The sequence below is a fragment of the Polaromonas sp. YR568 genome, from assembly GCF_943372955.1.
Lineage (GTDB): Bacteria > Pseudomonadota > Gammaproteobacteria > Burkholderiales > Burkholderiaceae_C > Polaromonas.
This window is the reverse complement of the sequence record NZ_CALSAL010000001.1, coordinates 1191433-1214757: the sequence shown is the minus strand read 5'-3', so window position 1 is coordinate 1214757 and position 23325 is coordinate 1191433. Positions and strand designations below refer to the sequence as shown.

At 63.5% G+C, this 23325-nt stretch carries 21 protein-coding genes; 13 read left to right on the top strand and 8 right to left on the bottom strand.

Annotation, left to right across the window (positions count from 1 at the left end; genetic code table 11):
• Window positions 1-52 precede the first annotated feature (52 nt).
• From dnaJ to AAG793_RS05725, 4 genes are all read right to left on the bottom strand, one after another.
• Window positions 53-1192: a molecular chaperone DnaJ gene (gene dnaJ, locus AAG793_RS05740; protein ID WP_341905213.1), complete on the bottom strand. Its 1140-nt coding sequence runs from the start codon at window positions 1190-1192 to the stop codon at window positions 53-55.
• Between the two features lie 218 nt (window positions 1193-1410).
• Window positions 1411-3354: a molecular chaperone DnaK gene (dnaK, locus tag AAG793_RS05735; protein ID WP_341905210.1), complete on the bottom strand. Its 1944-nt coding sequence runs from the start codon at window positions 3352-3354 to the stop codon at window positions 1411-1413.
• Between the two features lie 158 nt (window positions 3355-3512).
• On the bottom strand, window positions 3513-4073 hold the full coding sequence (gene grpE, locus AAG793_RS05730) for a nucleotide exchange factor GrpE (RefSeq protein ID WP_341905207.1): 561 nt from the start codon (window positions 4071-4073) through the stop codon (window positions 3513-3515).
• Between the two features lie 227 nt (window positions 4074-4300).
• Complete coding sequence (locus AAG793_RS05725; protein WP_341905204.1) at window positions 4301-5008, bottom strand: GntR family transcriptional regulator; 708 nt, start codon at window positions 5006-5008, stop codon at window positions 4301-4303.
• Window positions 5009-5232: 224 nt separating this feature from the next.
• On the opposite strand from AAG793_RS05725, the gene AAG793_RS05720 reads away from it, so the two are divergent.
• Entirely contained in the window at window positions 5233-6264 is a 1032-nt protein-coding gene (locus AAG793_RS05720; RefSeq protein WP_341905201.1) for a tripartite tricarboxylate transporter substrate binding protein, read from the top strand.
• A gap of 41 nt (window positions 6265-6305) precedes the next feature.
• The gene (locus AAG793_RS05715) at window positions 6306-7469 is read left to right on the top strand and encodes a hypothetical protein (protein WP_341905198.1); all 1164 of its coding nucleotides are present in this window, start codon (window positions 6306-6308) and stop codon (window positions 7467-7469) included.
• A 41-nt stretch (window positions 7470-7510) separates the two neighbouring features.
• Here AAG793_RS05715 and AAG793_RS05710 read toward each other — a convergent pair whose 3' ends face one another.
• The 4 genes from AAG793_RS05710 to AAG793_RS05695 all read right to left on the bottom strand — a co-directional run bounded on the left by AAG793_RS05710 (window position 7511) and on the right by AAG793_RS05695 (window position 11384).
• Complete coding sequence (locus tag AAG793_RS05710; protein WP_341905196.1) at window positions 7511-7837, bottom strand: winged helix-turn-helix transcriptional regulator; 327 nt, start codon at window positions 7835-7837, stop codon at window positions 7511-7513.
• Window positions 7838-8002: 165 nt separating this feature from the next.
• Entirely contained in the window at window positions 8003-9031 is a 1029-nt protein-coding gene (locus AAG793_RS05705) for a Gfo/Idh/MocA family oxidoreductase (RefSeq protein ID WP_341905193.1), read from the bottom strand.
• 113 nt (window positions 9032-9144) lie between these two features.
• Window positions 9145-10554: a glucarate dehydratase gene (gene gudD, locus AAG793_RS05700; RefSeq protein WP_341905192.1), complete on the bottom strand. Its 1410-nt coding sequence runs from the start codon at window positions 10552-10554 to the stop codon at window positions 9145-9147.
• A 62-nt stretch (window positions 10555-10616) separates the two neighbouring features.
• The gene (locus AAG793_RS05695; protein ID WP_341905444.1) at window positions 10617-11384 is read right to left on the bottom strand and encodes a FadR/GntR family transcriptional regulator; all 768 of its coding nucleotides are present in this window, start codon (window positions 11382-11384) and stop codon (window positions 10617-10619) included.
• Window positions 11385-11624: 240 nt separating this feature from the next.
• On the opposite strand from AAG793_RS05695, the gene AAG793_RS05690 reads away from it, so the two are divergent.
• From AAG793_RS05690 to AAG793_RS05640, 11 genes are all read left to right on the top strand, one after another.
• Window positions 11625-12434 carry an NAD(P)-dependent oxidoreductase gene (locus AAG793_RS05690; protein ID WP_341905189.1) on the top strand — a complete coding sequence of 270 codons (810 nt, stop codon included), beginning with the start codon at window positions 11625-11627 and terminating at the stop codon, window positions 12432-12434.
• 68 nt (window positions 12435-12502) lie between these two features.
• Window positions 12503-13483, top strand: coding sequence for a TRAP transporter substrate-binding protein (locus AAG793_RS05685; RefSeq protein ID WP_341905187.1), 981 nt, complete (start codon window positions 12503-12505; stop codon window positions 13481-13483).
• Between the two features lie 90 nt (window positions 13484-13573).
• A complete protein-coding gene (locus AAG793_RS05680) occupies window positions 13574-14101 on the top strand; it encodes a TRAP transporter small permease (protein WP_341905185.1) in 528 nt (175 codons plus the stop codon).
• The gene (locus AAG793_RS05675; protein WP_341905183.1) at window positions 14101-15384 is read left to right on the top strand and encodes a TRAP transporter large permease; all 1284 of its coding nucleotides are present in this window, start codon (window positions 14101-14103) and stop codon (window positions 15382-15384) included. Before AAG793_RS05680 ends, AAG793_RS05675 begins: the two co-directional genes overlap by 1 nt.
• A gap of 13 nt (window positions 15385-15397) precedes the next feature.
• Window positions 15398-16696: a glucarate dehydratase family protein gene (locus tag AAG793_RS05670; protein WP_341905180.1), complete on the top strand. Its 1299-nt coding sequence runs from the start codon at window positions 15398-15400 to the stop codon at window positions 16694-16696.
• A gap of 2 nt (window positions 16697-16698) precedes the next feature.
• Entirely contained in the window at window positions 16699-17709 is a 1011-nt protein-coding gene (locus AAG793_RS05665; protein ID WP_341905178.1) for a lactonase family protein, read from the top strand.
• Window positions 17710-17723: 14 nt separating this feature from the next.
• Window positions 17724-19313 (top strand): galactarate dehydratase, encoded by a 1590-nt coding sequence (garD, locus tag AAG793_RS05660; protein WP_341905175.1) that lies wholly within the window; start codon window positions 17724-17726, stop codon window positions 19311-19313.
• Window positions 19314-19406: 93 nt separating this feature from the next.
• Window positions 19407-20393: a tripartite tricarboxylate transporter substrate binding protein gene (locus AAG793_RS05655; protein WP_341905172.1), complete on the top strand. Its 987-nt coding sequence runs from the start codon at window positions 19407-19409 to the stop codon at window positions 20391-20393.
• A gap of 52 nt (window positions 20394-20445) precedes the next feature.
• Window positions 20446-21222, top strand: a complete 777-nt coding sequence (gene garL, locus AAG793_RS05650) for a 2-dehydro-3-deoxyglucarate aldolase (RefSeq protein ID WP_341905170.1) — start codon at window positions 20446-20448, stop codon at window positions 21220-21222.
• Window positions 21223-21354: 132 nt separating this feature from the next.
• Entirely contained in the window at window positions 21355-22236 is an 882-nt protein-coding gene (gene glxR / locus AAG793_RS05645; protein ID WP_341905168.1) for a 2-hydroxy-3-oxopropionate reductase, read from the top strand.
• Between the two features lie 7 nt (window positions 22237-22243).
• Entirely contained in the window at window positions 22244-23293 is a 1050-nt protein-coding gene (locus AAG793_RS05640; RefSeq protein WP_341905166.1) for an aldose epimerase family protein, read from the top strand.
• Window positions 23294-23325: the final 32 nt, after the last annotated feature.

Below are 23325 nucleotides of genomic sequence, written 5' to 3'. Positions count from 1 at the left end.
AATCCGGCATTTGTGGGTGCGCTGCAGGCCAGCCTCAAGCCAGCCTCAAGAGTCAAGCGCTGAAGAAATTCTTCAGCTTGTCGGCCCAGCCCTCTTCCGTCGGCGAATGTTTGGCGCCGCCTTTTTTCAGTGACTCGTCCAGCTCCTTGAGCAGCTTGCGCTGGTGCTCGGTGAGCTTCACTGGCGTCTCCACCGTGATGTGGCAGTACAGATCGCCCGGGTAGCTGGAGCGCACGCCCTTGATGCCCTTGCCGCGCAGGCGGAACTGCTTGCTGGCCTGCGTGCCTTCGGGGATGTCGATGGCAGCCTTGCCGGCCAGCGTGGGCACTTCGATCTCGCCACCCAGTGCGGCGGTGGTGAAGCTGATCGGCACCACGCAGTGCAGGTCGTCGCCGTCGCGCTCGAAGATTTCGTGCTTCTTGAGCCGGATCTCGATGTACAGGTCTCCGGGCGGGCCGCCGTTGGTGCCCGGCTCGCCGTTGCCGGTGGAGCGGATGCGCATGCCGTCGTCGATGCCGGCCGGAATCTTCACTTCCAGTGTCTTGTTGTTCTTGGTCTTGCCCACGCCGTGGCAGGTCACGCAGGGCTCGGGAATCAGTTTGCCGGTGCCCTTGCACTGCGGGCAGGTCTGCTGCACGCTGAAAAAGCCTTGGCGCATCTGCACCGCACCGTGGCCGTGGCAGGTGGTGCAGGCCACCACCTTGGTGCCGGGCTTGGCGCCGGTGCCGTGGCAGGTGTTGCAGTTGTCCCAGCTCGGGATGCGGATCTGCGCGTCCTTGCCGGCGGCGGCTTCTTCGAGCGTGACTTCCATCGCGTAGCTGAGGTCACCGCCCCGGTACACCTGACGCCCGCCGCGCTGGCCACCACGCTGGTTGCCAAACACGTCGCCAAAGATGTCGCCAAAGGCTTCGGCAAAACCGCCAAAGCCTTCTGCACCCGGGCCGCCGCGCATGTTCGGGTCCACGCCGGCGTGGCCGTACTGGTCGTAGGCGGCACGCTTTTGCTCGTCCGAGAGCATCTCGTAGGCCTCTTTGGCCTCCTTGAATTTCTCTTCGGCCACCTTGGACGCATCCCCCTGATTGCGGTCAGGGTGGTACTTCATCGCCAGCTTGCGATACGCCTTCTTGATGTCTTCGTCGCTGGCGTTCTTGGGAACGCCCAGCGTGTCGTAGTAGTCTTTTTTGGTGGCCATGTGAGGTCGTTGTTCAGGAATGCTTGGTCGTCGTGGGGCAGTTAATCAGCAGGCGGCAGGAACCATGAAAGTGCATGAAGACATCCGACAAACACAAAAGCGGAAATCCGGGATTGCTCCAGGTTTTCCGCCTTGTTGCATGCATCAGGCGTGCCACTCAAGGCACCACCCGATGCATCCATGGATGCGTCATTTCAGGCAGCCCGGGTTGAATGGCTTCAGCCCTTTTTGACTTCCTTGACTTCGGCGTCCACCACATTGTCGTCGGCGGGCTTGGCCTGTGCCTGGTCGTCACCGGCTGCGCCTGCAGCACCGGCAGCACCAGCGGCCTGCGAGGCCTGCATGTCGGCGTACATCTTCTCGCCCAGCTTCTGGCTGGCTTCCATCAGGGCGGTGTTCTTGGCTTCAATGGCGGCTTTGTCGTCGCCCTTGAGTGCCTCTTCCATGTCCTTGATGGCGGCTTCGATCTTTTCCTTCTCGCCAGCTTCGAGCTTGTCGCCGTACTCGCCCAGCGATTTCTTCACGCTGTGCACCATGGCTTCAGCGTTGTTCTTGGCCTGCACGAAGTCGACCTTCTTCTTGTCTTCTTCGGCGTTCAGCTCGGCGTCTTTCACCATCTGCTGAATTTCGGCTTCCGACAAGCCCGAGTTCGCCTTGATGGTGATCTTGTTTTCCTTGCCGGTGCCCTTGTCCTTGGCGCCGACGTGCAGGATGCCGTTGGCGTCGATATCAAAAGACACTTCAATCTGAGGCGTGCCGCGGGCTGCGGGCGGAATGCCCTCGAGGTTGAACTCGCCCAGCGCCTTATTGCCCGAGGCGATTTCGCGCTCACCCTGGAACACCTTGATCGTCACGGCCGGCTGGTTGTCTTCAGCGGTCGAGAAGGTCTGTGCGAACTTGGTCGGGATGGTCGTGTTCTTCTTGATCATCTTGGTCATCACGCCGCCCATGGTCTCGATGCCGAGAGACAGGGGAGTGACGTCCAGCAGCAGCACGTCGGTGCGGTCACCAGAAAGAACCTGGCCTTGAATCGCTGCGCCGACTGCAACCGCCTCATCGGGGTTCACGTCCTTGCGCGGGTCCTTGCCGAAGAACTCCTTGACCTTGTCCTGCACCTTGGGCATGCGGGTCATGCCGCCGACCAGGATCACGTCGTGGATGTCGCTGACGCTCACGCCGGCATCCTTGATGGCCACGCGGCAGGGGGCGATGGTGCGCTCGATCAGTTCGTCGACCAGGCTTTCCAGCTTGGCGCGGGTCATCTTGATGTTCAGGTGCTTGGGGCCCGAGGCATCAGCGGTGATGTAAGGCAGGTTGATGTCGGTCTGCGCGCTGTTGGACAGCTCGATCTTGGCCTTCTCGGCGGCTTCCTTCAGGCGCTGCAGGGCCAGCACGTCCTTGCTCAGGTCCACGCCCTGTTCTTTCTTGAACTCGGTGACGATGAAGTCGATGATGCGCTGGTCGAAGTCTTCACCGCCGAGGAAGGTGTCGCCGTTGGTGGAGAGCACTTCAAACTGCTTCTCGCCATCGACATCGGCGATCTCGATGATGGAGATGTCGAAGGTACCGCCGCCCAGGTCATACACGGCGATCTTGCGGTCGCCCTTTTCCTGCTTGTCGAGGCCGAAGGCCAGCGCTGCAGCGGTGGGCTCGTTGATGATGCGCTTGACTTCGAGGCCCGCGATGCGGCCGGCGTCCTTGGTGGCCTGGCGCTGGGCGTCGTTGAAGTACGCAGGCACGGTGATCACCGCTTCGGTGACCGGCTCGCCGAGGTAGTCTTCGGCGGTTTTCTTCATCTTGCGCAGGATGTCGGCGCTGACCTGTTGGGCCGAGAGCTTCTTGCCGCGCACTTCCACCCAGGCGTCGCCGTTGTCGGCGGCCACGATGGCGTAGGGCATCAGGTCGATGTCTTTCTGGACTTCTTTTTCGCTGAACTTGCGGCCGATCAGGCGCTTCACCGCGTAGAGCGTGTTCTTGGGGTTGGTCACTGCCTGGCGCTTGGCCGAGGCGCCGACCAGCACTTCGCCGTCTTCCTGGTAAGCGACGATGGACGGCGTGGTGCGCGCGCCTTCCGAGTTCTCGATAACGCGGGGCGTGTTGCCCTCCATGACGGACACGCAGCTGTTGGTGGTGCCGAGGTCAATGCCGATGATTCTTCCCATGGTGTGCTCCTGCTTTTTGATTCGTTAAAGGTTGAAAAGGTGAAATTGGGGGCGGCGCTGCAGTGCAGCGACCGGGTCAGTAAACGTGTTGATGACTTGTGGATAACTTATGGATACGCTGTGCAAGTTCAAGGGACAAGTCGCGTTTTTCTGTGGATTTATTTCGGTGCAGCCACAGTGACCAGTGCCGGGCGCAGTACGCGGTCGGCAATCAGGTAGCCTTTTTGCAGCACGCTGACCACGGTGTTGGCCTCTTGTTCGGCAGGCACCATGCTGATGGCCTGGTGCTGGTGCGGGTCGAACTTGCTGGCGGGCGCCGGGTTGATCTCGATCACCTTGTTGCGCTCCAGCGCGCTTTTGAGCTGCTTGAGCGTGGCCTCGGCGCCTTCGCGCAGCTGCTCGGGCGTCACGTCCTTGATGGCCAGACCGGCTTCCAGGCTGTCGGTGACCGGCAGCAGGCTTTCGGCAAAGCTCTCGACCGCAAACTTGCGGGCCTTGGCGATCTCGTCTTCGGCGCGGCGGCGGGCGTTTTCGGCCTCGGCCTTGGCGCGCAGGAAGCTGTCGGCCAACTCGGTGTTCTTGGCCTGCAACGTGGCGACTTCGGCCTGGGCGATGGTCAGCGCGTCGAATTCATTGGCCGCCTGTGCCGCTTCCAGCTCTTCGGGGGAGGACGCTTCGCCGGCCGGCTGGTTTTGTTCGGGTTGTGTGTTTTCAGACATGCTCAAAGACAGGTATTGAAAGTGGTGGGCAAAGTGGTTGGAGGGGTCGAATGACAGCCAGCGAGGCACTTGGGGCCTCAAAAGCCCTTTTCAAGGCAGGGAATTGAAATCGGCCGGAAGAAATACGGCCGCTTTCAATACGTCCGTTTTCGGGACCCTTCAGGTGCCGGCTGCGCGCGGCAAACCCAGCATTGTAGGCGGGCCGAAGGTGGCAGAACGGGGGGCGGTCAGCCTTCAGCCGCCGCGAGCCGCTGCATCTGGGTGATCAGCTCACGCTTGTTGTCGCGGCTGCGGTGGGCGTGCTCGCGCATCAACGCCTCGGCCCGGGCACCTTCACCGGCCAGCAGGGCGGCCAGCACGTCTTCATGGTCGCTCTGGGCGCGCTGGATGTAGCGAAATTCAAGCCGCGGCAGCACGCCATTGAGGCTGAGCGCCCCTGCGCCGGCCATCGGGGTCTTGCTGACATGCGCCAGCGCCGAGGCCAGCGTGCTATTGCCAGCGGCCTCGACCAGCGCCGCATGAAAGCGGGCATTCATCGGCACCCAGCGCGAGGCATCGATCAGCCCATCGGCCCGGGTGGCGCCCTCCAGCAGGGCCTGGCCCTCGGCGATACAGGCCCGCAGCTCGCCTTGGGTGGCGGCGGTCAGCCCACGCTCGGCGGCCTGGCGTGCGGCCATGCCTTCGAGCACGCCGCGCACATCGACCGCCTGGGCCACTTCGTCCACGCTGAATTGCCGCACCCGGAAGCCCCTCGTGGGCAGGCGTTCCAGCAGGCCTTCCTTTTCCAGCTCGCCAAGCGCAATGCGGATCGGGGTGCGTGACACCTTCAGCTGCGCCGACAGGTCCAGCTCCACCATGCGCTCGCCGGGGGCGATCTCGCCGCTGAGGATGCGCCTGCGCAGTTCGCGGGTGGCCTGGTTGATGTGAGAAGACATGGGTTGGTGGTGGACGCGGGGCGGGTTGGGAGTCAACAGCAATACAAATTATTGCATGCAATAAATCGGTTAATTAGGGTAAATAGGGGTTATTGACTAAATATTGCGTGCAATAAAATAAGATGGCTAAGTATTTGTGGCCGTACTCTCGTACTCTGTCAGGGCGGCCAGTGCCCAGTGTTCGTCACTGTTCCATACATCGCTCACCCGCAGGAGACATCGCCATGCCCATCTCGCCCACCTCAAAGCCCTTGCTGGCGCAGCGCCGATCTGTGGTGTTGGCCCTGGGACTGGCGCTCGCCGCGTCGGCCACGTTTGCCCAGGCGCCTGCTGCTTCTGTTTCGACCGGAGCGACCACCTATCCGACTAAGCCCATCAAGCTGATCGTGCCGTTCCCTGCTGGCGGTGGCGGCGACACGCTGGCGCGTCTGGTGATGCTGCGTGCCGCCAAGGAGCTGGGGCAGCCCATCGTGGTCGAGAACATCGGTGGTGCCGGTGGCAATGTGGGCAGCGCTGCGGCGGCCAAGGCACCCGCGGACGGCTACACCCTGCTGTATGGCACCAACGGCACACACGCCATCAACCACGCCATCTACAAGTCGGCGGGCTTCAACCCGCAGCGCGACTTCGAGCCGGTGACCCAGCTCACCCGCATCGCGGCCATGGTGGTGGTGCGGCCCACACTGGGCGTGAACAGCATGGCCGAGCTCACCAAGCTGCTCAAGGCCAGCCCCGGCAAGTACACCTTCGGCTCGGCCGGCAACGGCACCACCTCGCACCTGGCCGGTGAAATCTACAAGTCGCGCGCCGGTCTGGCGGTGGTGCACATTCCTTACCGCGGCGGCGCGCAGGCCATGACCGACCTGATGGGCGGGCAGGTGGACCTGATGATCGAGGTCATGCCCAATGCCGCACCGCAGGCCCGTGGCGGCCGTGTGAAGCCGCTGGCCGTCAGCACCGCGACCCGCGTGGCAGGCTGGACCGAGATTCCGACCATCGCTGAATCGGGTCTGCCCGGTTTTGATGTCAGTGCGTGGGACGCCATCTTCGTGCCTGCCGGCACGCCGCGACCCATCGTCAACCAGCTCAATGCCGCGATCCACAAGGCGCTGGCCGACCCGGAGCTGAAGGCGCAGCTGCAGTCGCGCGGTGCTGAAGTGGCGCCGGGCACCCCCGACGAACTGGGCAAGCACATTGCTGCCAGCCTCACGCTGTGGGGCGATGCCGTCAAGCGCTCGGGCGCCTCGGTGGACTGATCGCGTCCGTCCCTCAGTTTCATTTTTCAGAACGATTTCACATGTCCATGCCCGAACTCGCCACCGACCCCTTGGTGGGCTTGCCCCCCGCACTCAACCCGGAGGTCACCCACACCAAGAACTACTTTGCCGCGCTGGAGAACTTCCAGCGCACTTTTGCCTTCGGGCAGGGCGACAAGGTGCTGCTGCTGACCGACCCGCTGCTCGACACGCGCGTGGCCGATGCCGTGATGGGCCTCGCCCGTGCACGCGGCGCCACGGTGCGGCAGTACATGGAGTCCAGCAGCCAGATCACCGAAGTGCCGGAAGCCGTCAAGGCACTGGTGGCAGAGGCCGACTTTGTGGTGTCCACCTGGTTCTGCTCGATCTTCGATCCGTACTTCATTGCCCGCCGTGCGGCAGGGCAGCGCTGGGTCAAGATCACCTACTTCCGCGATCTGGATTTGCTGCACACGCCGCAGGCGCGCTTTCCGGCCGAGCTGGTGGGCGAGATCATCCGCGCCACCGCCACGCGCTACCCGGCGGGGCGTGACTTCACGGTGCGCTTTGCCGATGCGCGGGGCAGTGACTTTTCCATCGACTACACGCCCGCCATGCGCGAGCTGCTGCTGGCGCACAACCGCTGGCGCGGCAAGATGTTTGCTGACGAGCCGGGCTGCTATGTGCACTATCTGCCCACGCACGGCCCCAACCTGTGGGACCGTACGGCGCACCGAAATGACTCGACAGCGCCGGTCACCATGTCGGGCACGCTGTATCCGCAGTGGGCCGTGGGCTTTGCGAAGCCGTTCACCGAGCGCATCGGCTGCCGCTTCGAGAGCGACACGATCGTGGAAGTGACCGGCGAGGGCAGCGACGCCGCCATCCTGCGCGAGATGCTGGTGGGTGGCCGCCTGATCGAGCTGGGCTGCGGCTTCAATCCCAAGGCACCACGCCACACGATTTACCCGGCGGGCTCCAACGCACCGGGTGCGCTGCACTTCGGCATCGATCTGGCCCGGCCGAGCGAGTACATCCTGCGCACCATGCCGCAGTGGGAAGAGCCACCGGTGCACATGGATCTGGTCACGCTCGACAGCACGGTCACCGTGGACGGTCAGCCGCTGATTGAAGGTGGTTTTCTCAGCGCGCTGCGCGACCCTGCGGTGCGCGCGGCGGCGGCGAAGTTTGGCAACCCGATCGAGTTGTTGGAGACAGCGATCTGATAAGGACGATCTGATCAAGGCGATCTGATCGCCGGTCGCCTCTATTTCGTCTTCTTGACCGGCACCACCCGGGTCTGGCTCACCGCCCATTTGCCGGCGAAAGCCTGCAGGTCGTTCAGGCGCCTCAAAAGGTCGGCGCCCATCGGCGTGACGTTGTAGCCGTCGCTGCCATGGCCCATCAGGCCGGCGGCACGCAGTTCCTTGATGCGGGTGTTGAGGGTGTTCGGTGTGATGTGGCCAATGCTGTCCTGCAGCAGCCGGAAGGTCTGCGGATGACCATCCTTGAGCGCCCACAGCACGCGCAGGGCATAGCGTGCTTCCAGCAGTTCGAGCAATTGGCCGACTGCGGCATTCTCTTTGGCACTCATCAACTTATCTCCTCGGATCCCAGGGGTAGCAGCGGTCGTGATCGCTGCGGTGTCATCGGGTTTCAAAACCTCTGCATCCAAATATAACGCAATTTTTGAGGTGCTACGAGTTTTATAGCTGTGAATGCCCACAGTGCATGGACTCGCAGGGTTCGTGTCGTGCGATCAGTGGTTCAACAACACGGCTGTGCCATTGTGCGACGAGGTGATGATGGCCTCGATGACCTGCTGCACCGCCAGTGCTGAGCGGCCCGTTACGGCAGGCGGCTTGCCGTGCCACACCGCCTGAGCGAAGTCCTTTAGCACCGCGCGATGTGCCGCATGGTCGAAGGCCATTGGGTCGGCGCCACCACCGGTGGCCTGCGTTGCGCCCACGGTGAGTGTGCGGCCATCGGTCATGCGCGCCTGCAGTTCGCCAGCTTCCAGCGTGGCGCTGCCCAGCGTGCCGTTGATTTCAATGCGCTCGGCAAAGCCGGGCCAGGCAGCGGTGGTGGCCTGCACAGTCGCCACTGCTCCGCCCTGGTAATGGAGCAGGGCCGCGGCGGTGTCTTCGCCTTCCATGCGGTGCAGCGGGCTGGTGAAGGCTGTGCCGGTCACGCGCTCGGGCAGACCGGTGAGGCTGAGCATCAGGTCCAGCGCATGGATGGCCTGCGTGATCAGCACGCCGCCACCGTCGCGCGCCAGCGTGCCGCGGCCTGGCTCGTCGTAATAGCTTTGTGGCCGCCACCAGCGCACCGACACTGAGGCGCTCACCAGCGTGCCCAGCGCACCGCTGTGCACCAGCGACGAGAGCGCCAGCGCTGCTTCACGCAGGCGGTGCTGCAGCATGATGCCCAGCGTGACGCCTTCCGACTCGCAGGCCTCCACCAGCTCGCGGGCGCGGGCAAGGTTGATTTCCAGCGGCTTTTCCACCAGCACGTGTTTGCCTGCAGTGGCGATCTGCTGCACCAGCGCGAGATGGGTGTTGGGCGGCGTCAGCACCAGCACGGCTTCAACGCTGCTGTCTTCCAGCAGGTCCTCCAGGCGCGTGGTCTTGCGTGCGCCGGCGGGTGTGGTGGCCGCAGCCAGCCGCGCTGCATCACGCGCATGCACCCAGGCGACATCAATATCGGCCGTCAGGTCTTGCAGGCTGCGAAAGTGCGGCGCCGATCCCAGGCCAGCGCCGATGACCGCCAGGCGCAGGGGCCAGGTCATTCGAGCTTGAAGGTGCGGCGTTTCATGTCTTGTCTCTTTGTAGTTGGTTGTGCGGAAAGCCGGTGAACAGTGACAGCAAATGAATGAGGGAAGAGGGTCAGCCAGTGGCGGGTTCAGCGTGACATGCAAGGCATCTTCGGATTGAACTTCCAGTTCGGGATCAGGAACTGCATGGCGATGGCGTCATCGCGCGCGCCCAGGCCGTGCTGCAGATAGAGCTGGTGGGCTTTTTCCACTTCCACCATGTCCAGTTCCACGCCAAGGCCGGGCTGTTGGGGTACTGCCACTTGGCCGTCGACGATCTGCAGCGGTGCCTTGGTCAGGCGCTGGCCGTCCTGCCAGATCCAGTGGGTGTCGATTGCGGTGACCTTGCCGGGCGCCGCAGCGGCCACATGGGTGAACATGGCCAGTGAAATGTCGAAGTGGTTGTTGGAGTGCGAGCCCCAGGTCAGGCCCCAGGTCTGGCAGATCTGTGCAACGCGCACCGAGCCCTGCATGGTCCAGAAGTGCGGGTCGGCCAGCGGGATGTCGACCGACTGCAGGTGGATGGTGTGCGAGAGCTCGCGCCAGTCGGTGGCGATCATGTTGGTCGCCGTGGGCAGGCCGGTGGCGCGGCGGAACTCGGCCATCACCTCGCGGCCCGAGAACAAGCCTTCGGCGCCGCAGGGGTCTTCGGCATAGGCCAGTTCTTTGTGGCGGCCCTGGCAGATGCGGATGGCGTCTTTGAGCAGCCAGCCGCCGTTCGGGTCCAGCGTGATGCGCGCCTCGGGAAAGCGCTCTGACAGGGCAACGATGGCCTCCATCTCTTCTTCGCCGCGCAGCACGCCGCCCTTGAGCTTGAAGTCCTTGAAGCCATAGCGTTCGTAGGCGGCTTCGGCCAGCGCCACGATGGATTTCGCGTCCATGGCCGGCTCGTGGCGAAGGCGCTGCCAGTTGTCGGGCGCGTCTGGCTCAGACCGATAAGCCAGGTTGGTCTTGCTGCGGTCGGCAATATAGAAAAGGTAGCCCAGCATGGCGACCGACTGGCGCTGCTGGCCCTCGCCGAGCAGTGCGGCCACCGGCACGCCGAGAAACTGGCCCAGCAGATCGAGCAGGGCGCTTTCCACCGCGGTGACGGCGTGGATGGTGACGCGCAGGTCAAAGGTCTGGTTGCCGCGCCCGCCGCTGTCGCGCTCGGCAAAGCGGGTGCGCAGGGTGGCGAGGATGTGGTTCCAGTTGCCGATGGACTCGCCTTCAATCAGGCTGCGGGCGTCTTCCAGTGTCTGGCGGATTTTCTCGCCGCCGGGCACTTCGCCCACGCCGGTGTGGCCGCTGCTGTCGGTCAGGATCAGCAGGTTGCGGGTGAAGAAGGGGCCGTGGGCACCGCTCAGGTTGAGCAGCATGCTGTCGTGGCCGGCCACCGGAATCACCTGTACGCGGGTGATGCGCGGTGCCGATGAAGTGGCGGAGGAGACAACAGGGGAACTGGCAGGCGTGGAAGCGCCGGAAAGAGCGCCGGAAAGGGAGGCGGATGGGGCTGGCATGTCTGAAGGAGTGAGCGATGAGTAACAAAAATTAGTCAGTCATCGTACAACTAAGACCTCAGTTATGCAAGCGGGGAAGTCGCCACCGCTGGTTGCGTGGTGTGCAGGTTGCTGCCCCGGCGCAGCCGTTCGCGGCTGTTCGAGAGGTGGGTGCGCATGGCGGCGCGGGCCGCTTCGGCGTCCTGGTTGCGGATGGCGTTGTAGATGCTTTCGTGCTCGCCATTGACCCGCTGCAGGTAGTTGAAGCGGCCTTCCGGCGCGTTGTGCGCGGTGTTCACCCGGGTGCGCGGAATGATCATCGTGCCCAGGTAAGTCATCAGGTCGGCAAAGTGCCGGTTGCCGGTGGCGCGGGCCACTTCCATGTGGAACTGGAAGTCGGGCGGCACCGCGTCGGAATCGAGGTGAATGGAGTCGTGAAAGGCCTTCAGCGCCTGCTCCATGGCCAGCAGGTTTTCAGGCGTGCGGCGCTGTGCGGCCAGGCCCGCTGCCTCGGTCTCCAGGCTGATGCGTAGCTCCAGCACCGAGATGACATCGGCCACGGTGGCGAAGTCCTCGGCGTTGATGCGGAAGTTGCCGGACGCCTGCGGTGCCAGCACAAAGGTGCCGATACCGTGGCGGGTTTCGACTAGCCCGGAGGCCTGCAGGCGCGACAGCGACTCGCGCACTACGGTGCGGCTGACATCGAAGCGGGCCATGATTTCGGCCTCGGTCGGCAGCTTGTCACCGGGCTGCAACTGCCCCTCGCGGATGCTGGCGGCCAGGCTGTCAACGATCTCGCCGACCAGCCCGCGCGGGCGCCGTGCGCCAGTGGGTGCAGCGGCCGTCCGCAGCGGCGGCGCAGGCTCGTCTGCGAAGGCCAGTGCGGAGCCCAAATCTGGGCGACTGTTCGGGCGACTAGGGGTTTTCCTTGGTTCCATGCAAAAAACGTTGACAAGCTGACAGGGGGCTTGGAGAATCCAAGTCATCAGACAACCTACAACTCAAGGTGTCTGGAGCGACTTTAACAAACTTCCCGGAAAAGTCCAGTGTTTGCCGCAGCTGCTGCGCCCACATTGGCAGTCAAAACACCCATGACGATCAAGGTTCACCAAAAATTGCTGTTGACCGGCGCCGCAGGCGGTCTGGGCCAGGCCCTGCGCGAGCGGCTCAAAGCCAACTGCGATGTGCTGCGGCTGTCTGACCTGAAAGCCTTTGGCGATGCCGCTCCAGGCGAAGAGGTGGTGCTGGCCGATCTGGCCGATGCGGCTGCGGTTGATGCCATGGTGCAGGGCGTGGACGCCATCGTGCACATGGGCGGTGTGTCGGTCGAAGGCCCGTTCCATCCCATCATGCAGGCCAACATCCTCGGGGTGTACAACCTCTATGAATCGGCCCGCAAGCACTGCGTGAAGCGGGTGGTGTTTGCCAGTTCCAACCATGTCACCGGGTTTTACCGTCAGAGCGAAACCATCAACGCCAGCCACCCGGCAAGGCCCGACGGCTTTTATGGCGTGAGCAAGGCTTTTGGCGAAGACATGTCGCGTTTTTACTTCGACCGCTTCGGCATCGAGACGGCGTGCATCCGCATCGGCTCCTCGTTCCCCGAGCCGCGCGACCGCCGCATGCTCGCCACCTGGCTGAGCTACGACGACCTGCACCGCCTGATCACCGCCTGCCTCACCACGCCGGTGCTGGGGCACAGCATTATTTTTGGCATGTCGAACAACGCCGTCACCTGGTGGGACAACAGCCAGGCACGGCACGTCGGCTTTGTGGCGCAGGACAGCTCAGATGTGTTTCGTGACGCGGTGTATGCGCGCACCACACAGCCCGACCTTGATGACCCAGTGGCCCAGTTCCAGGGTGGGGGTTTTGTCAAGGCAGGGCCGTTCGGCTTCTGACTGAAGATTTTTTTATCAACCCGTTCCCGTTCCCCCGTTCTCAACCCCGGTCAATTCAGGAGACAACCATGACCTTCCGCCGCAACTTTATCGCCGCAGCCATTGCCGCCGTGGCATTCACCGTATCGTTCCAGGCCTCGGCCCAGATCGTGCTCAAGGCATCCGACACGCACCCGGCGGGCTACCCGACGGTTGTGGCTGTCGAGAACATGGGCAAGAAGCTCGAAGCCCAGACCAATGGCCGTATCAAGATGCAGATGTTCGCCGGCGCCGTGCTCGGCCAGGAAAAGGAAACCGTCGAGCAGACGCAAATCGGAGCGCTACAGATCAACCGCATTTCGCTGGGTGTGATCGGCCCGGTGGTGCCGGACGTTGACGTGTTCAACATGCCCTTCGTCTTCCGCGACATTCCGCACATGCGCAAGGTCATTGATGGCCCCATCGGCGACGAACTGCTGGCCAAGGTCACGGCCAGCCCGGCACGCCTGGTGGCGCTGGGCTGGATGGACGGCGGTGCGCGCAGCCTGTACACCAAGAAGCTGGTCAAGTCGCCGGCCGACCTCAAGGGCGTGAAGGTCCGCATGATGGGCAACCCGCTGTTCGTCGACACCATGAACGCCATGGGCGGCAACGGCATCTCCATGGCCTACGGCGAAGTGTTCAGCGCGCTGCAGACCGGCGTGATCGACGGCGCGGAAAACAACCCGCCCAGCATGTTCACCTCCAACCACTACACCACGGGCACCAAGTACTACGCCCAGACCAACCACCTGATCATTCCCGAACTGCTGGTGATGTCCAAGGTGGCATGGGACAAGCTGACGCCTGCCGACCAGGCCCTGGTCAAGAAGCTCGGCCGCGAAGCCCAACTGGAGCAGCGTACCCTGTGGGACAAGAGCGTGGAAGAGTACTCGGGCAAGCTTAAGGCAGCCGGTGTGGAGTTCGTGGCTGTGGACCAGAAGCTGTTCTTTGACGCGACCGCACCGGTGCGTGCCAAATACGGCGCCAAGTTTGGCGACCTGATGGCGCGCATTAACGCAGTCAAGTAAACCAGTTGCAGAAATTGCCGAGGGCCCCGCCAGCGGCGGCGCCCTCGGCAGCGCCCTTGCTGTCATCCGCTGTTTCCAGGCGAAACCAACATGAAAAAACAAATCCTGCGCTACAACGACTGGTTGTACCTTGCGTGTATCTGGATCTCTGGCATGGCGGTCATCGTGATGTCGCTGATCATTCCCTGGGGCATCTTTACCCGCTACGTCCTGGGCACCGGCTCGCAGTGGCCCGAGCCCATCTCGATTCTCCTGATGGTGATTTTTACCTTCTTCGGCGCGGCAGCAGGCTACCGCGCCAATTCGCACATTGCCGTGGCCATGGTGACCGACCGCCTGCCTGCGGGCCTTCGCGGCGCAGTGGCCCGGCTCATGGATGTGCTGATGGCCGTCGTCGCCGTCTTCATGGCGTACTACGGCACCAAGCTCTGCATTCAAACCTGGGGCCAGAACATCGGTGAGATCCCCTGGATGCCGGTTGGCGCCACCTACCTTCCGGTGCCGCTCGGCGGCGCCATCACTTTCGTCTTCGTGCTTGAGCGGATCTTCCTGGGCGTCCAGTGTGACCGCGACGTGGTTACCTATGACCACGAAAAAGTTGAAGCAGGAGCACTCTGATGGACGCATTCATACTGCTTGGGTCTTTTGTCGGCCTCATGATCATGGGCTTGCCGGTGGCCTATGCCCTGGGCCTCTCGGCGCTGATCGGCGCCTGGTGGATCGACATTCCGCTGGACGCGGTGATGATCGCCATCGCCAGCGGCGTCAACAAGTTCTCGCTGCTGGCCATCCCGTTCTTCGTGCTGGCGGGCGCCATCATGGCCGAGGGCGGCATGTCACGCCGGCTGGTGGCCTTTGCCAGCGTGCTGGTGGGCTTTGTGCGGGGCGGGCTGTCACTTGTGAACATCCTTGCCTCCACCTTCTTTGGTGCAATCTCCGGCTCGTCCATGGCCGACACGGCGTCGATTGGCTCGGTACTGATTCCCGAGATGGAAAAGAAAGGCTACCCGCGCGACTTCGCCACGGCCGTCACGGTCAGCGGCTCGGTGCAGGCCATCCTGATTCCGCCCAGCCACAACGCAGTGATCTACTCGCTGGCAGCCGGCGGTGGCGTGTCCATCGCCGCGCTGTTTCTGGCAGGTGTGCTGCCAGGCCTGCTGCTGGGCCTGACGCTCGCAGTGATGTGCCTGTTCATTGCCAAGAAGCGCAATTTTCCCAAGGGCCGCGTCATCCCGATGCGCGAGGCCATCAGGATCTGCATTGACGCACTCTGGGGCCTGATGACCATGGTCATTATTCTGGGCGGCATCCTCTCGGGCATCTTCACCGCGACAGAGTCGGCGGCGATTGCCGTGATCTGGGCCTTCTTCGTCACCATGTGCATCTACCGCGACTACAAGTGGCGCGATCTGCCCAAGCTGGTGCACCGCACGGTGAAGACGCTGTCAATCGTGATGATTCTGATCGGTTTTGCCGCTGCCTTCGGTTACATCATGACGCTGATGCAGATCCCGCAGCAGATCACCAATGCGTTCACCAGCATTTCCACCGACAAGCTGGTCGTGCTGCTGATGATCAACGTCTTGCTGTTGATCCTGGGCACGCTGATGGATATGGCGCCGCTGATCCTGATCATGACGCCCATCCTCCTGCCAGTGGTGACCAATCTGGGCGTTGACCCTGTGCACTTCGGCATGATCATGATGGTCAACCTCGGCATGGGTCTGATCACGCCGCCCGTCGGGGGGGTGCTGTTTGTCGGGGCTGCGGTGGCCAAGCTTCCCATCGAGAAGGTGGTGCGGGCGCTGTACCCGTTCTTCGGCGCGCTGCTGTTTGTGCTGGCCATCGTGACCTACGTACCCGCCGTGTCGTTGTGGCTGCCCAACCTGCTGCTCAAGTGACGGGGCGCGACTGATGACCAAGATCGTTGCGGTGCGGGTCACGCCCATCGCCTTCCGTGACCCGCCGCTGCTGAACGCAGCGGGCATCCACGAGCCCTGGGCGCTGCGCTCGATCATCGAGATTGAAACAGCCTCGGGCCTGGTGGGCATCAACGAGAGTTACGGCGACTTGCCGATGCTCGAGGCGCTGGCCAAGGCGGCGCCTGCGCTCACCGGCCTGTCGCCCTGGGCACTCAACGAGATGGAAACGCGTGTGGCTGCGCTTGTCGCACCGCGCGCGGATACCGCGTCGGAGTTTCTCGGGCAGCAGATTTCGCTTGCGCCGGGCACGCATGTGTCCAAGACCGTTGCCAAAGTGGTCAGTGCCTTTGAGGTTGCCATGCTCGACCTGCAGGGCCAGCTGGCCAATGCACCGGTGGTGGACCTGCTGGGCGGCGCGGCGCGCGACCGGGTGCCTTTCTCGGCCTACCTTTTCTACAAGTACGCACAGCACATCGACAAACCCGCTTCGTCAGGCTACCTGGCCGACCCGTGGGGCGAGGCCATCACGCCGGAGCAGCTCGTGGCGCAGGCGCGCCGGATGATCGGTGAGTACGGATTCAAAAGCATCAAGCTCAAGGCGGGTGCCTTGGCGCCTGAGGATGAGGCGGCAGGACTGCTGGCCCTGGCCAAAGCCTTCCCCGGCACGCCGCTGCGCATCGATCCCAACGCCAACTGGACGGTAGCGACGAGCCTGAAGATCGTCGAGCAGCTGCGTGGCGTGCTTGAGTATTACGAGGATCCGGCCCCCGGCCTGGATGGCATGGCGGCCGTAGCGCGTGAGTGCGATGTACCGCTGGCCACCAACATGGTCGTGACCGACTTTGCCGAGTTCCGCCGCAATGCCGACATGGGCTGCCCGGTGAAGATTGTGCTGAGCGACCACCATTACTGGGGCGGCTTGCGCGCCACGCAACAGCTGTCGCGGCTGTGCAGCACCTTCGGCCTGGGCCTGTCGATGCACAGCAATTCGCACCTGGGCATCAGCCTGGTGGCCATGACCCACCTGTGCGCCAGCGTGCCACTGCTGAACTATGCCTGCGACACCCACTACCCCTGGCAGGACGAAGAGGTTGTTGAAGGGGGTCGGCTGAAGTTCGAGGATGGCAGCCTGCGCGTCCCCACTGGTTCTGGCCTGGGCGTGACGCTGGACCGCACCGCACTGGCCCGGCTGCATGACAACTACCTGAACTGCGGCATCCGCAACCGCGACGACCTGGCGCAGATGCGCAAGTACGACTCGACGTTTACCGGCAAGCAACCCCGTTACTGACGATGAACACCTGGGTCTATATCTCCGCCGCCGATAGCCAGGAAGTCCTGGTGATGCGGCTGGACCGTGCCGCTGGCAGCCTCACCCCGGTGGGCCGTGTGCCTGTGGGCGGCGCGGCCATGCCGATGGTGGTAAGCAAGGACAGGAAATTCCTGTACGTGGCATTGCGCTCGCAGCCGTTCCGGGTATTGACGTTCGCCTTTGACGGTTCCAGTGGCGGCCTGAAGAAGCTGGGTGAGTCCACGCTGGCCGACAGCATGTGCAACATCGACCTCGACGCTTCAGGCCGGTGGTTGTTTGCGGCATCCTACGGCGGCAACAAGATCACGGTCAACAATGTGGGTGACGATGGTGTCATCGGCCCGGTGCAGCAGCTCATCCGCACCTCGCCCAACGCCCATGCGATCCATGCCGACGCTTCGGGCAAGTATGTGTTCGCCACAAGCCTAGGCGGGGACAACCTCTCCAGCTGGAAGTTCGACGCGGCCACTGGCATGCTCAGCCCCAACGCCCCGCCGCTGGTGAATGTCGCGCCCGCCAAGACAGGTCCGCGCCACTTTCTCTGGGACAAGGCGCAGAAGCATGCTTACCTGATCAACGAGCTGGACGGCGGCGTTGACGTGTTCGCCTATGACGCAGGCAAGGGCGCGATGAGCCACCTGCAGCGCAGCAGCGTCGTGCCACCGGGCTTCACCGGCAAGGTCTGGGCCGCCGATCTGCAGATCGCGCCAGACGGCAGGTACCTGTACGGCTCCGAGCGCACATCGAGCACGCTGACCACCTTCAGGGTGGACGCCGTCACCGGCAGGCTGCAGGTGGTAGGTCAAACGCCGACCGAGAAGACGCCGCGCGGTTTTGCGGTGGACTCCACTGGCCGCTTCCTTGTTTGCACCGGGCAGGACTCGCACGGCGTGTCGCTGCACACGATCGACGCTGCCACCGGCATGCCCGGCGCGGGCAAGAGCCAGCCGGCCGGCAAGAACCCGAACTGGGTCGAGATCGTCGACTTCTGAGCACAGGTGCCTGAATGACCACTGCCGACGCCCGCAAGCCGCTCTTCATCCGCATGCATGATGCGGACAACGTCGCCATCGTCGCGAACGATGGCGGCCTCGATGCGGGCGCCGTGTTTGGCAACGGCCTGGCGCTGGTGGACCGTGTGCCGCAAGGCCACAAGGTGGCGCTGGTGGACTTGCCCAGGGGCACGGCCGTCAGGCGCTACAACGTGACCATTGGCACCACCAACAAGGACATTCCGGCCGGCAGCTGGGTGCATGAGCGCCTGCTGGACATGCCGGCCGCGCGCGAGCTGGAAGGCCTGCCGATCGCCACCGTCAAGCCGCCGGTGCAGGCGCCGCTGGAGGGCTACACCTTTGAAGGTTTCCGCAATGCCGACGGCTCGGTGGGCACCCGCAACATTCTGGCAGTTACCACCACGGTGCAGTGCGTGGCCGGCGTGGTGGATTTTGCGGTGCAGCGCATCAAGGCGGAACTTCTGCCGAAGTTCCCCAACGTGGACGATGTGGTGGGCCTGGAGCACAGCTACGGCTGCGGCGTGGCCATTGACGCGCCGGACGCCATCATCCCCATCCGTACGCTGCGCAACATCAGCCTGAACCCGAACTTCGGCGGCGAAGTCATGGTCGTGAGCCTGGGCTGCGAGAAGCTGCAGCCCGAGCGGCTGCTGCCGCCGGGCAGCTTTGCCATCGTTGACGAAAGAAGTGTGGTGGGCACCGGCTCAAGCGCAGAGCCGCAGCTGGATGTGGTGTGCCTGCAGTCCGAGAACCACATCGGCTTCATGTCGATGATCGACTCCATCATGACGGCTGCGCAGCTGCACCTGGAGCGGCTGAATGCCCGCAGGCGCGAGACGGTGCCGGCCAGCGAGCTGGTGGTGGGCGTGCAGTGCGGGGGCAGTGATGCCTTCAGCGGCGTCACCGCCAACCCGGCCTTGGGCTTCTGCACCGACCTGCTGGTGCGCGCCGGCGCCAGCGTGATGTTCTCCGAGAACACCGAGGTGCGCGACGGCATCGACCAGCTGACCTCGCGCGCCAGCACGCCTGAAGTGGCCGAAGGCATCATCCGCGAGATGGCCTGGTACGACGCCTACCTGAAAAAGGGCCTGGTGGACCGCAGTGCTAACACAACGCCCGGCAACAAGAAGGGCGGCCTGTCGAACATTGTCGAGAAGGCCATGGGCTCCATCGTCAAGTCGGGCAGCGTACCCATCACCGGCGTGATCTCGCCCGGTGAAAAACTCAAGGCAAAAGGCCTGACGTATGCGGCCACACCCGCCAGCGACTTCATCTGCGGCACGCTGCAGCTGGCTGCCGGCATGAACCTGCATGTATTCACCACCGGTCGCGGCACGCCGTATGGCCTGGCGCAGGTGCCAGTGATCAAGGTGGCCACGCGGACCGACCTCGCGCGCCGCTGGCATGACCTGATGGACATCAACGCCGGCCGTATCGCCGATGGCGAGGCAACGATCGAGGACGTGGGTTGGGAGCTGTTCCGCTTCATGCTCGACGTGGCCAGTGGTCGAAAGAAAACATTCGCCGAGCAATGGAAGCTGCACAACGCGCTGGTGCTGTTCAATCCCGCGCCTATTACCTGACTTGATACCTGGTTCCTTGCCTGACTCACCCACTGATTCATCAACTGATTCATCACCTTTTTTTGCTGTACCAAACCCAGAGGAGACATCACCATGCAACGCCGTACCCTGATTCATACCGCCATCGCCGCAACCGCCGCCGGACTCGGCGCCATGCCTGCATTTGCGCAAGGCGCCTGGCCTTCGGGCAAGGCCATCACCTATGTCGTGCCTTTCCCGCCCGGTGGCAACACCGACACGCTGGCCCGGCTCATCTCGCAGCCGCTTTCCGCCGCACTGGGCACGCCCATCGTGATCGAAAACAAGGGCGGTGCCGGCGGCAGCGTGGGCTCGGCCATTGCGTCGCGCGCACCGGCTGACGGCTACACCATCCTGGGCGGAACCATCAGCTCGCACTCCATCAACGGCAGCCTCTACACCACGCCGATTGGTTATGACATGGTGAAGTCGTTCTCGCCGGTCGCCATGCTGGGTGTGGGCGCGCTGATCCTGACGGTGCCCGCCAACAGCCCGCTGCGCACGCTGGACGACGTGCTCAAGGCCAGCCGTGCGAAGAATGGCGGACTGTCCTCGGGCTCGCCCGGCATCGGCACCTCGCCGCACATGGCGCTGGAGCTGCTGGCAGACCAGTCGGGCGTCAAGTTCACGCACGCCCCCTACAAGGGCTCGGGCCCGGCGGTGCAGGACCTGATCGGTGGCCAGCTGGACATGATGTTCGACACCAGCCTGATCGTCGGCCCCCATATCCAGAGCGGCAAGCTGCGCCCGATCGCCGTGACCGGCAGTCAGCGCCTCTCGGGTTTCCCGAACGTGCCCACCATTGCCGAGAGTGGCCAAAAGGGCTTCGACATGGTGTCCTGGCAGGCGATGTTCGTGCCTGCGAATACACCGCAGCCGGTCATCGACCGGCTGCATGCCGAGGTGATGAAGATCATCGCATCGCCCGACGTGCAGGCCAGGCTCAAGGGCTTCGGCATGGAGCCGTCCACCATGACGCCGGCGCAGCTGGCTGCCTACCAGAAGGTCGAGGTGGAGAAATGGGCGAAGGTCATCAAGGCCGCCAACATCAAGGCTGAATGACTGAATACCTGACCAGCCAGCTCTCTATTCCAGAGAAAAGCAGAAGACCTCTATGACACAAGCCAATTCCTATCAACCCTTCCCCAACAGCTTCAAGCGCGATCTGCTCGCCGGCAAAACGCTGATCGGCTGCTGGTCGTCGCTGGCCAACGCCATCACCACCGAGGTGCTGGGCGTGGCCGGCTTCGACTGGGTGCTGCTCGACGGCGAGCATTCGCCCAACGACGTGGGCACCTTCATCCCGCAACTGATGGCACTGAAGGACAGCCCGAGTGCGCCCATCGTGCGCCCGACCAGCAACAACGCGGTGGAAATCAAGCGCCTGCTTGACGCTGGTTTCTACAACTTCCTGGTGCCCTTCATCGAAAGCGCCGATGAAGCCCGTGCCGCTGTGGCGGCCACACGCTATCCACCGCAAGGCATACGCGGTGTATCGGTCTCGCAGCGCAGCAACCGCTACGGCACCGTAGCCGATTACTTCAAGGGCATCAACGACCAGATTTGCGTCGGTGTGCAGATTGAAAGCCGTGCCGGTGTGGCGGCCTCGCGTGCCATTGCCGAGGTCGACGGTGTGGACTGCGTGTTTGTCGGCCCTTCCGATCTGGCAGCGGGCTTTGGTCACCTCGGCCATGCCGGCCACCCCGAAGTGCAGGCTGCCATTGCCAGCGTATTTGCGAACGCCAAGGCCTGCGGCAAGCCCACTGGCATCCTCGCGCCGGTGGAAGCCGACGCGCGGCGTTACATGGAGATGGGTGCGACCTTTGTCGCTGTTGGCAGTGACCTGGGTGTGTTCCGTTCGGCCACGCAGGCGCTGCGCGATAAATTTTGACGCCCCCCGAAGCACGCTGGCGCGCGCCTCCCCCCACTGGGGGGCAATGCTGCGGCCCGGCGGAGCCGGTTCCACGCATTCCCGCTCTTTGTTATCGTGCCTTGCAGCAACAACTATTTAGGAGATCTACAAATGACAACGCAAAAACTTGGCTTCATTGGCCTCGGCATCATGGGTGCGCCGATGGCAGGGCACCTGCTCAAGGCGGGCCACACGCTTTTCGTCAACACCCGCAGCAAGGTGCCGCAGGAGCTCGCCAGCGCCACGGTTTGCAAGAGTGCGAAAGAAGTGGCCGAGAAGGCCGACATCATTTTCATGATGTTGCCCGACACGCCGGACGTAGCCAAGGTGCTGCTGGGGGAGGGCGGTGTGAGTTCCGGCCTCAGCAAGGGCAAGACCGTGGTGGACATGAGTTCCATCTCGCCGATGGACACCAAGGACTTTGCCAAGCAGATCAATGCGCTGGGCTGCGACTACCTTGATGCGCCCGTATCCGGCGGTGAGGTCGGCGCCAAGGCCGCCAGCCTGACCATCATGGTCGGTGGGCCTGATACTGCGTTTGAACGCGTGAAACCGCTGTTTGAGCTGATGGGCAAGAACATCACGCTGGTCGGTGGCAATGGCGACGGGCAGACCTGCAAGGTGGCCAACCAGATCATCGTGGCGCTGAACATTGCGGCTGTCGGCGAGGCGCTGCTGTTCGCAAGCAAGGCCGGTGCCGACCCTGCCAAGGTGCGGCAGGCGCTGATGGGCGGTTTCGCTGCCTCGCGCATTCTCGAGGTGCATGGCGAGCGCATGATCAAGCGCACCTTCAACCCCGGCTTTCGCATCGGTCTGCACCAGAAGGATTTGAATCTGGCGCTCGCCGGTGCACGCTCCCTGGGTGTGGCACTGCCGCAGACGGCCGGTGCTGCGCAGCTGATGCAGGCCTGCGCCGCCAACGGCATGCAGGACCTGGACCACTCCGCGCTGGTGCGGGCACTGGAGCTGATGGCAGCGCACACGGTGGCTTGACGATACCGTGAAGCCATTAGACCCCGCTCGCTTTCACGCCGAGCTGGATGGCAAGCGGGTGGCGCTGTTCACGCTGCGCAATGCCAGCGGCATGTCGGTCTCGCTGACCAATTACGGCGCGCGGATTGTCCAGGTGCTGGTGCCCGACCGGCAGGGCGTGCCCGGCGATGTGGTGTTGGGCTATGACAGCCTGGATGCTTACCTCGGCGGCTCGCCTTCCATGGGCGCCTTCATTGGCCGCTACGCCGGGCGCATTGGCCATGCCAGTTTCACGCTGAATGGCCAGCTGCACCGGCTCACAGCCAACAATGGTGCGCACTGCCTGCACGGTGGCATCAAGGGGTCTCGTTTCCGCATGTTTGATGCAGAGCAGACCAGCGAGCGCAGCGTGCGCATGTCGTATGTGTTCGCTGCTGGTGAGGAGGGCTTTCCGGGTGCCCTGGCGCTGCAGCTCAACTACACCGTGACCGACGCCAACGAGCTGATGCTGGACCATGAGGCGGTGGCGCTCGACGAGCCCACAGTGGCCAGCTTCACCAGCCATGGGTTTTTCAACCTGAACGGGGAAACCAGCGGGAGTGTGCTGGATCACCGCGTGACGGTGATGGCTGACCAGTGTTTTGGCATGAGCCCTGAACTGGTGGCGAATGGTCACATCCTGCCAGTGCAGGGCACGGCCATGGATTTGCGCGCGCTTACAGAACTGGCCAGCCGCATTCCGGCGCAACTGCCGTGCTACGACGACTGCTTTCTGATTCGTCGGCAGGTCGTTGATGAATGGGCCTTGTGCGCGCGGGTAGAGGCGACGAAGAGTGGGCGGACCATGGAGGTCTGGTCCACCGAGCCTGCGCTGCAGTTCTACACCGGCATGGATCCCTCAGCACGCCTGCCGGGCGGGTCAGGCAAGGGCGGCCAGCCTTACTTTCAGCAGCAGGGTCTGTGCTTTGAAGCGCAAGGCTATCCAAATGCACCCAATCTGCCCGGGTTTCCGTCAGCGGTCCATGAGCCAGACCGGCCTCGCCGAGGCAGGACCAGCTACCGGTTTGGAACTTGTTGACGCAGAAAAGAAAAAAGCCAACACCCTTTTAC

What these genes read in the sequence shown, in the direction of transcription:
- dnaJ (WP_341905213.1), bottom strand. Translation starts at nt 1,192, where the DNA reads ATGGCCACCAAAAAAGACTACTACGACACGCTGGGCGTTCCCAAGAAC.
- dnaK (WP_341905210.1), bottom strand. Translation starts at nt 3,354, where the DNA reads ATGGGAAGAATCATCGGCATTGACCTCGGCACCACCAACAGCTGCGTG.
- grpE (WP_341905207.1), bottom strand. Translation starts at nt 4,073, where the DNA reads ATGTCTGAAAACACACAACCCGAACAAAACCAGCCGGCCGGCGAAGCG.
- AAG793_RS05725 (WP_341905204.1), bottom strand. Translation starts at nt 5,008, where the DNA reads ATGTCTTCTCACATCAACCAGGCCACCCGCGAACTGCGCAGGCGCATC.
- AAG793_RS05720 (WP_341905201.1), top strand. Translation starts at nt 5,233, where the DNA reads ATGCCCATCTCGCCCACCTCAAAGCCCTTGCTGGCGCAGCGCCGATCT.
- AAG793_RS05715 (WP_341905198.1), top strand. Translation starts at nt 6,306, where the DNA reads ATGTCCATGCCCGAACTCGCCACCGACCCCTTGGTGGGCTTGCCCCCC.
- AAG793_RS05710 (WP_341905196.1), bottom strand. Translation starts at nt 7,837, where the DNA reads ATGAGTGCCAAAGAGAATGCCGCAGTCGGCCAATTGCTCGAACTGCTG.
- AAG793_RS05705 (WP_341905193.1), bottom strand. Translation starts at nt 9,031, where the DNA reads ATGACCTGGCCCCTGCGCCTGGCGGTCATCGGCGCTGGCCTGGGATCG.
- gudD (WP_341905192.1), bottom strand. Translation starts at nt 10,554, where the DNA reads ATGCCAGCCCCATCCGCCTCCCTTTCCGGCGCTCTTTCCGGCGCTTCC.
- AAG793_RS05690 (WP_341905189.1), top strand. Translation starts at nt 11,625, where the DNA reads ATGACGATCAAGGTTCACCAAAAATTGCTGTTGACCGGCGCCGCAGGC.
- AAG793_RS05685 (WP_341905187.1), top strand. Translation starts at nt 12,503, where the DNA reads ATGACCTTCCGCCGCAACTTTATCGCCGCAGCCATTGCCGCCGTGGCA.
- AAG793_RS05680 (WP_341905185.1), top strand. Translation starts at nt 13,574, where the DNA reads ATGAAAAAACAAATCCTGCGCTACAACGACTGGTTGTACCTTGCGTGT.
- AAG793_RS05675 (WP_341905183.1), top strand. Translation starts at nt 14,101, where the DNA reads ATGGACGCATTCATACTGCTTGGGTCTTTTGTCGGCCTCATGATCATG.
- AAG793_RS05670 (WP_341905180.1), top strand. Translation starts at nt 15,398, where the DNA reads ATGACCAAGATCGTTGCGGTGCGGGTCACGCCCATCGCCTTCCGTGAC.
- AAG793_RS05665 (WP_341905178.1), top strand. Translation starts at nt 16,699, where the DNA reads ATGAACACCTGGGTCTATATCTCCGCCGCCGATAGCCAGGAAGTCCTG.
- garD (WP_341905175.1), top strand. Translation starts at nt 17,724, where the DNA reads ATGACCACTGCCGACGCCCGCAAGCCGCTCTTCATCCGCATGCATGAT.
- AAG793_RS05655 (WP_341905172.1), top strand. Translation starts at nt 19,407, where the DNA reads ATGCAACGCCGTACCCTGATTCATACCGCCATCGCCGCAACCGCCGCC.
- garL (WP_341905170.1), top strand. Translation starts at nt 20,446, where the DNA reads ATGACACAAGCCAATTCCTATCAACCCTTCCCCAACAGCTTCAAGCGC.
- glxR (WP_341905168.1), top strand. Translation starts at nt 21,355, where the DNA reads ATGACAACGCAAAAACTTGGCTTCATTGGCCTCGGCATCATGGGTGCG.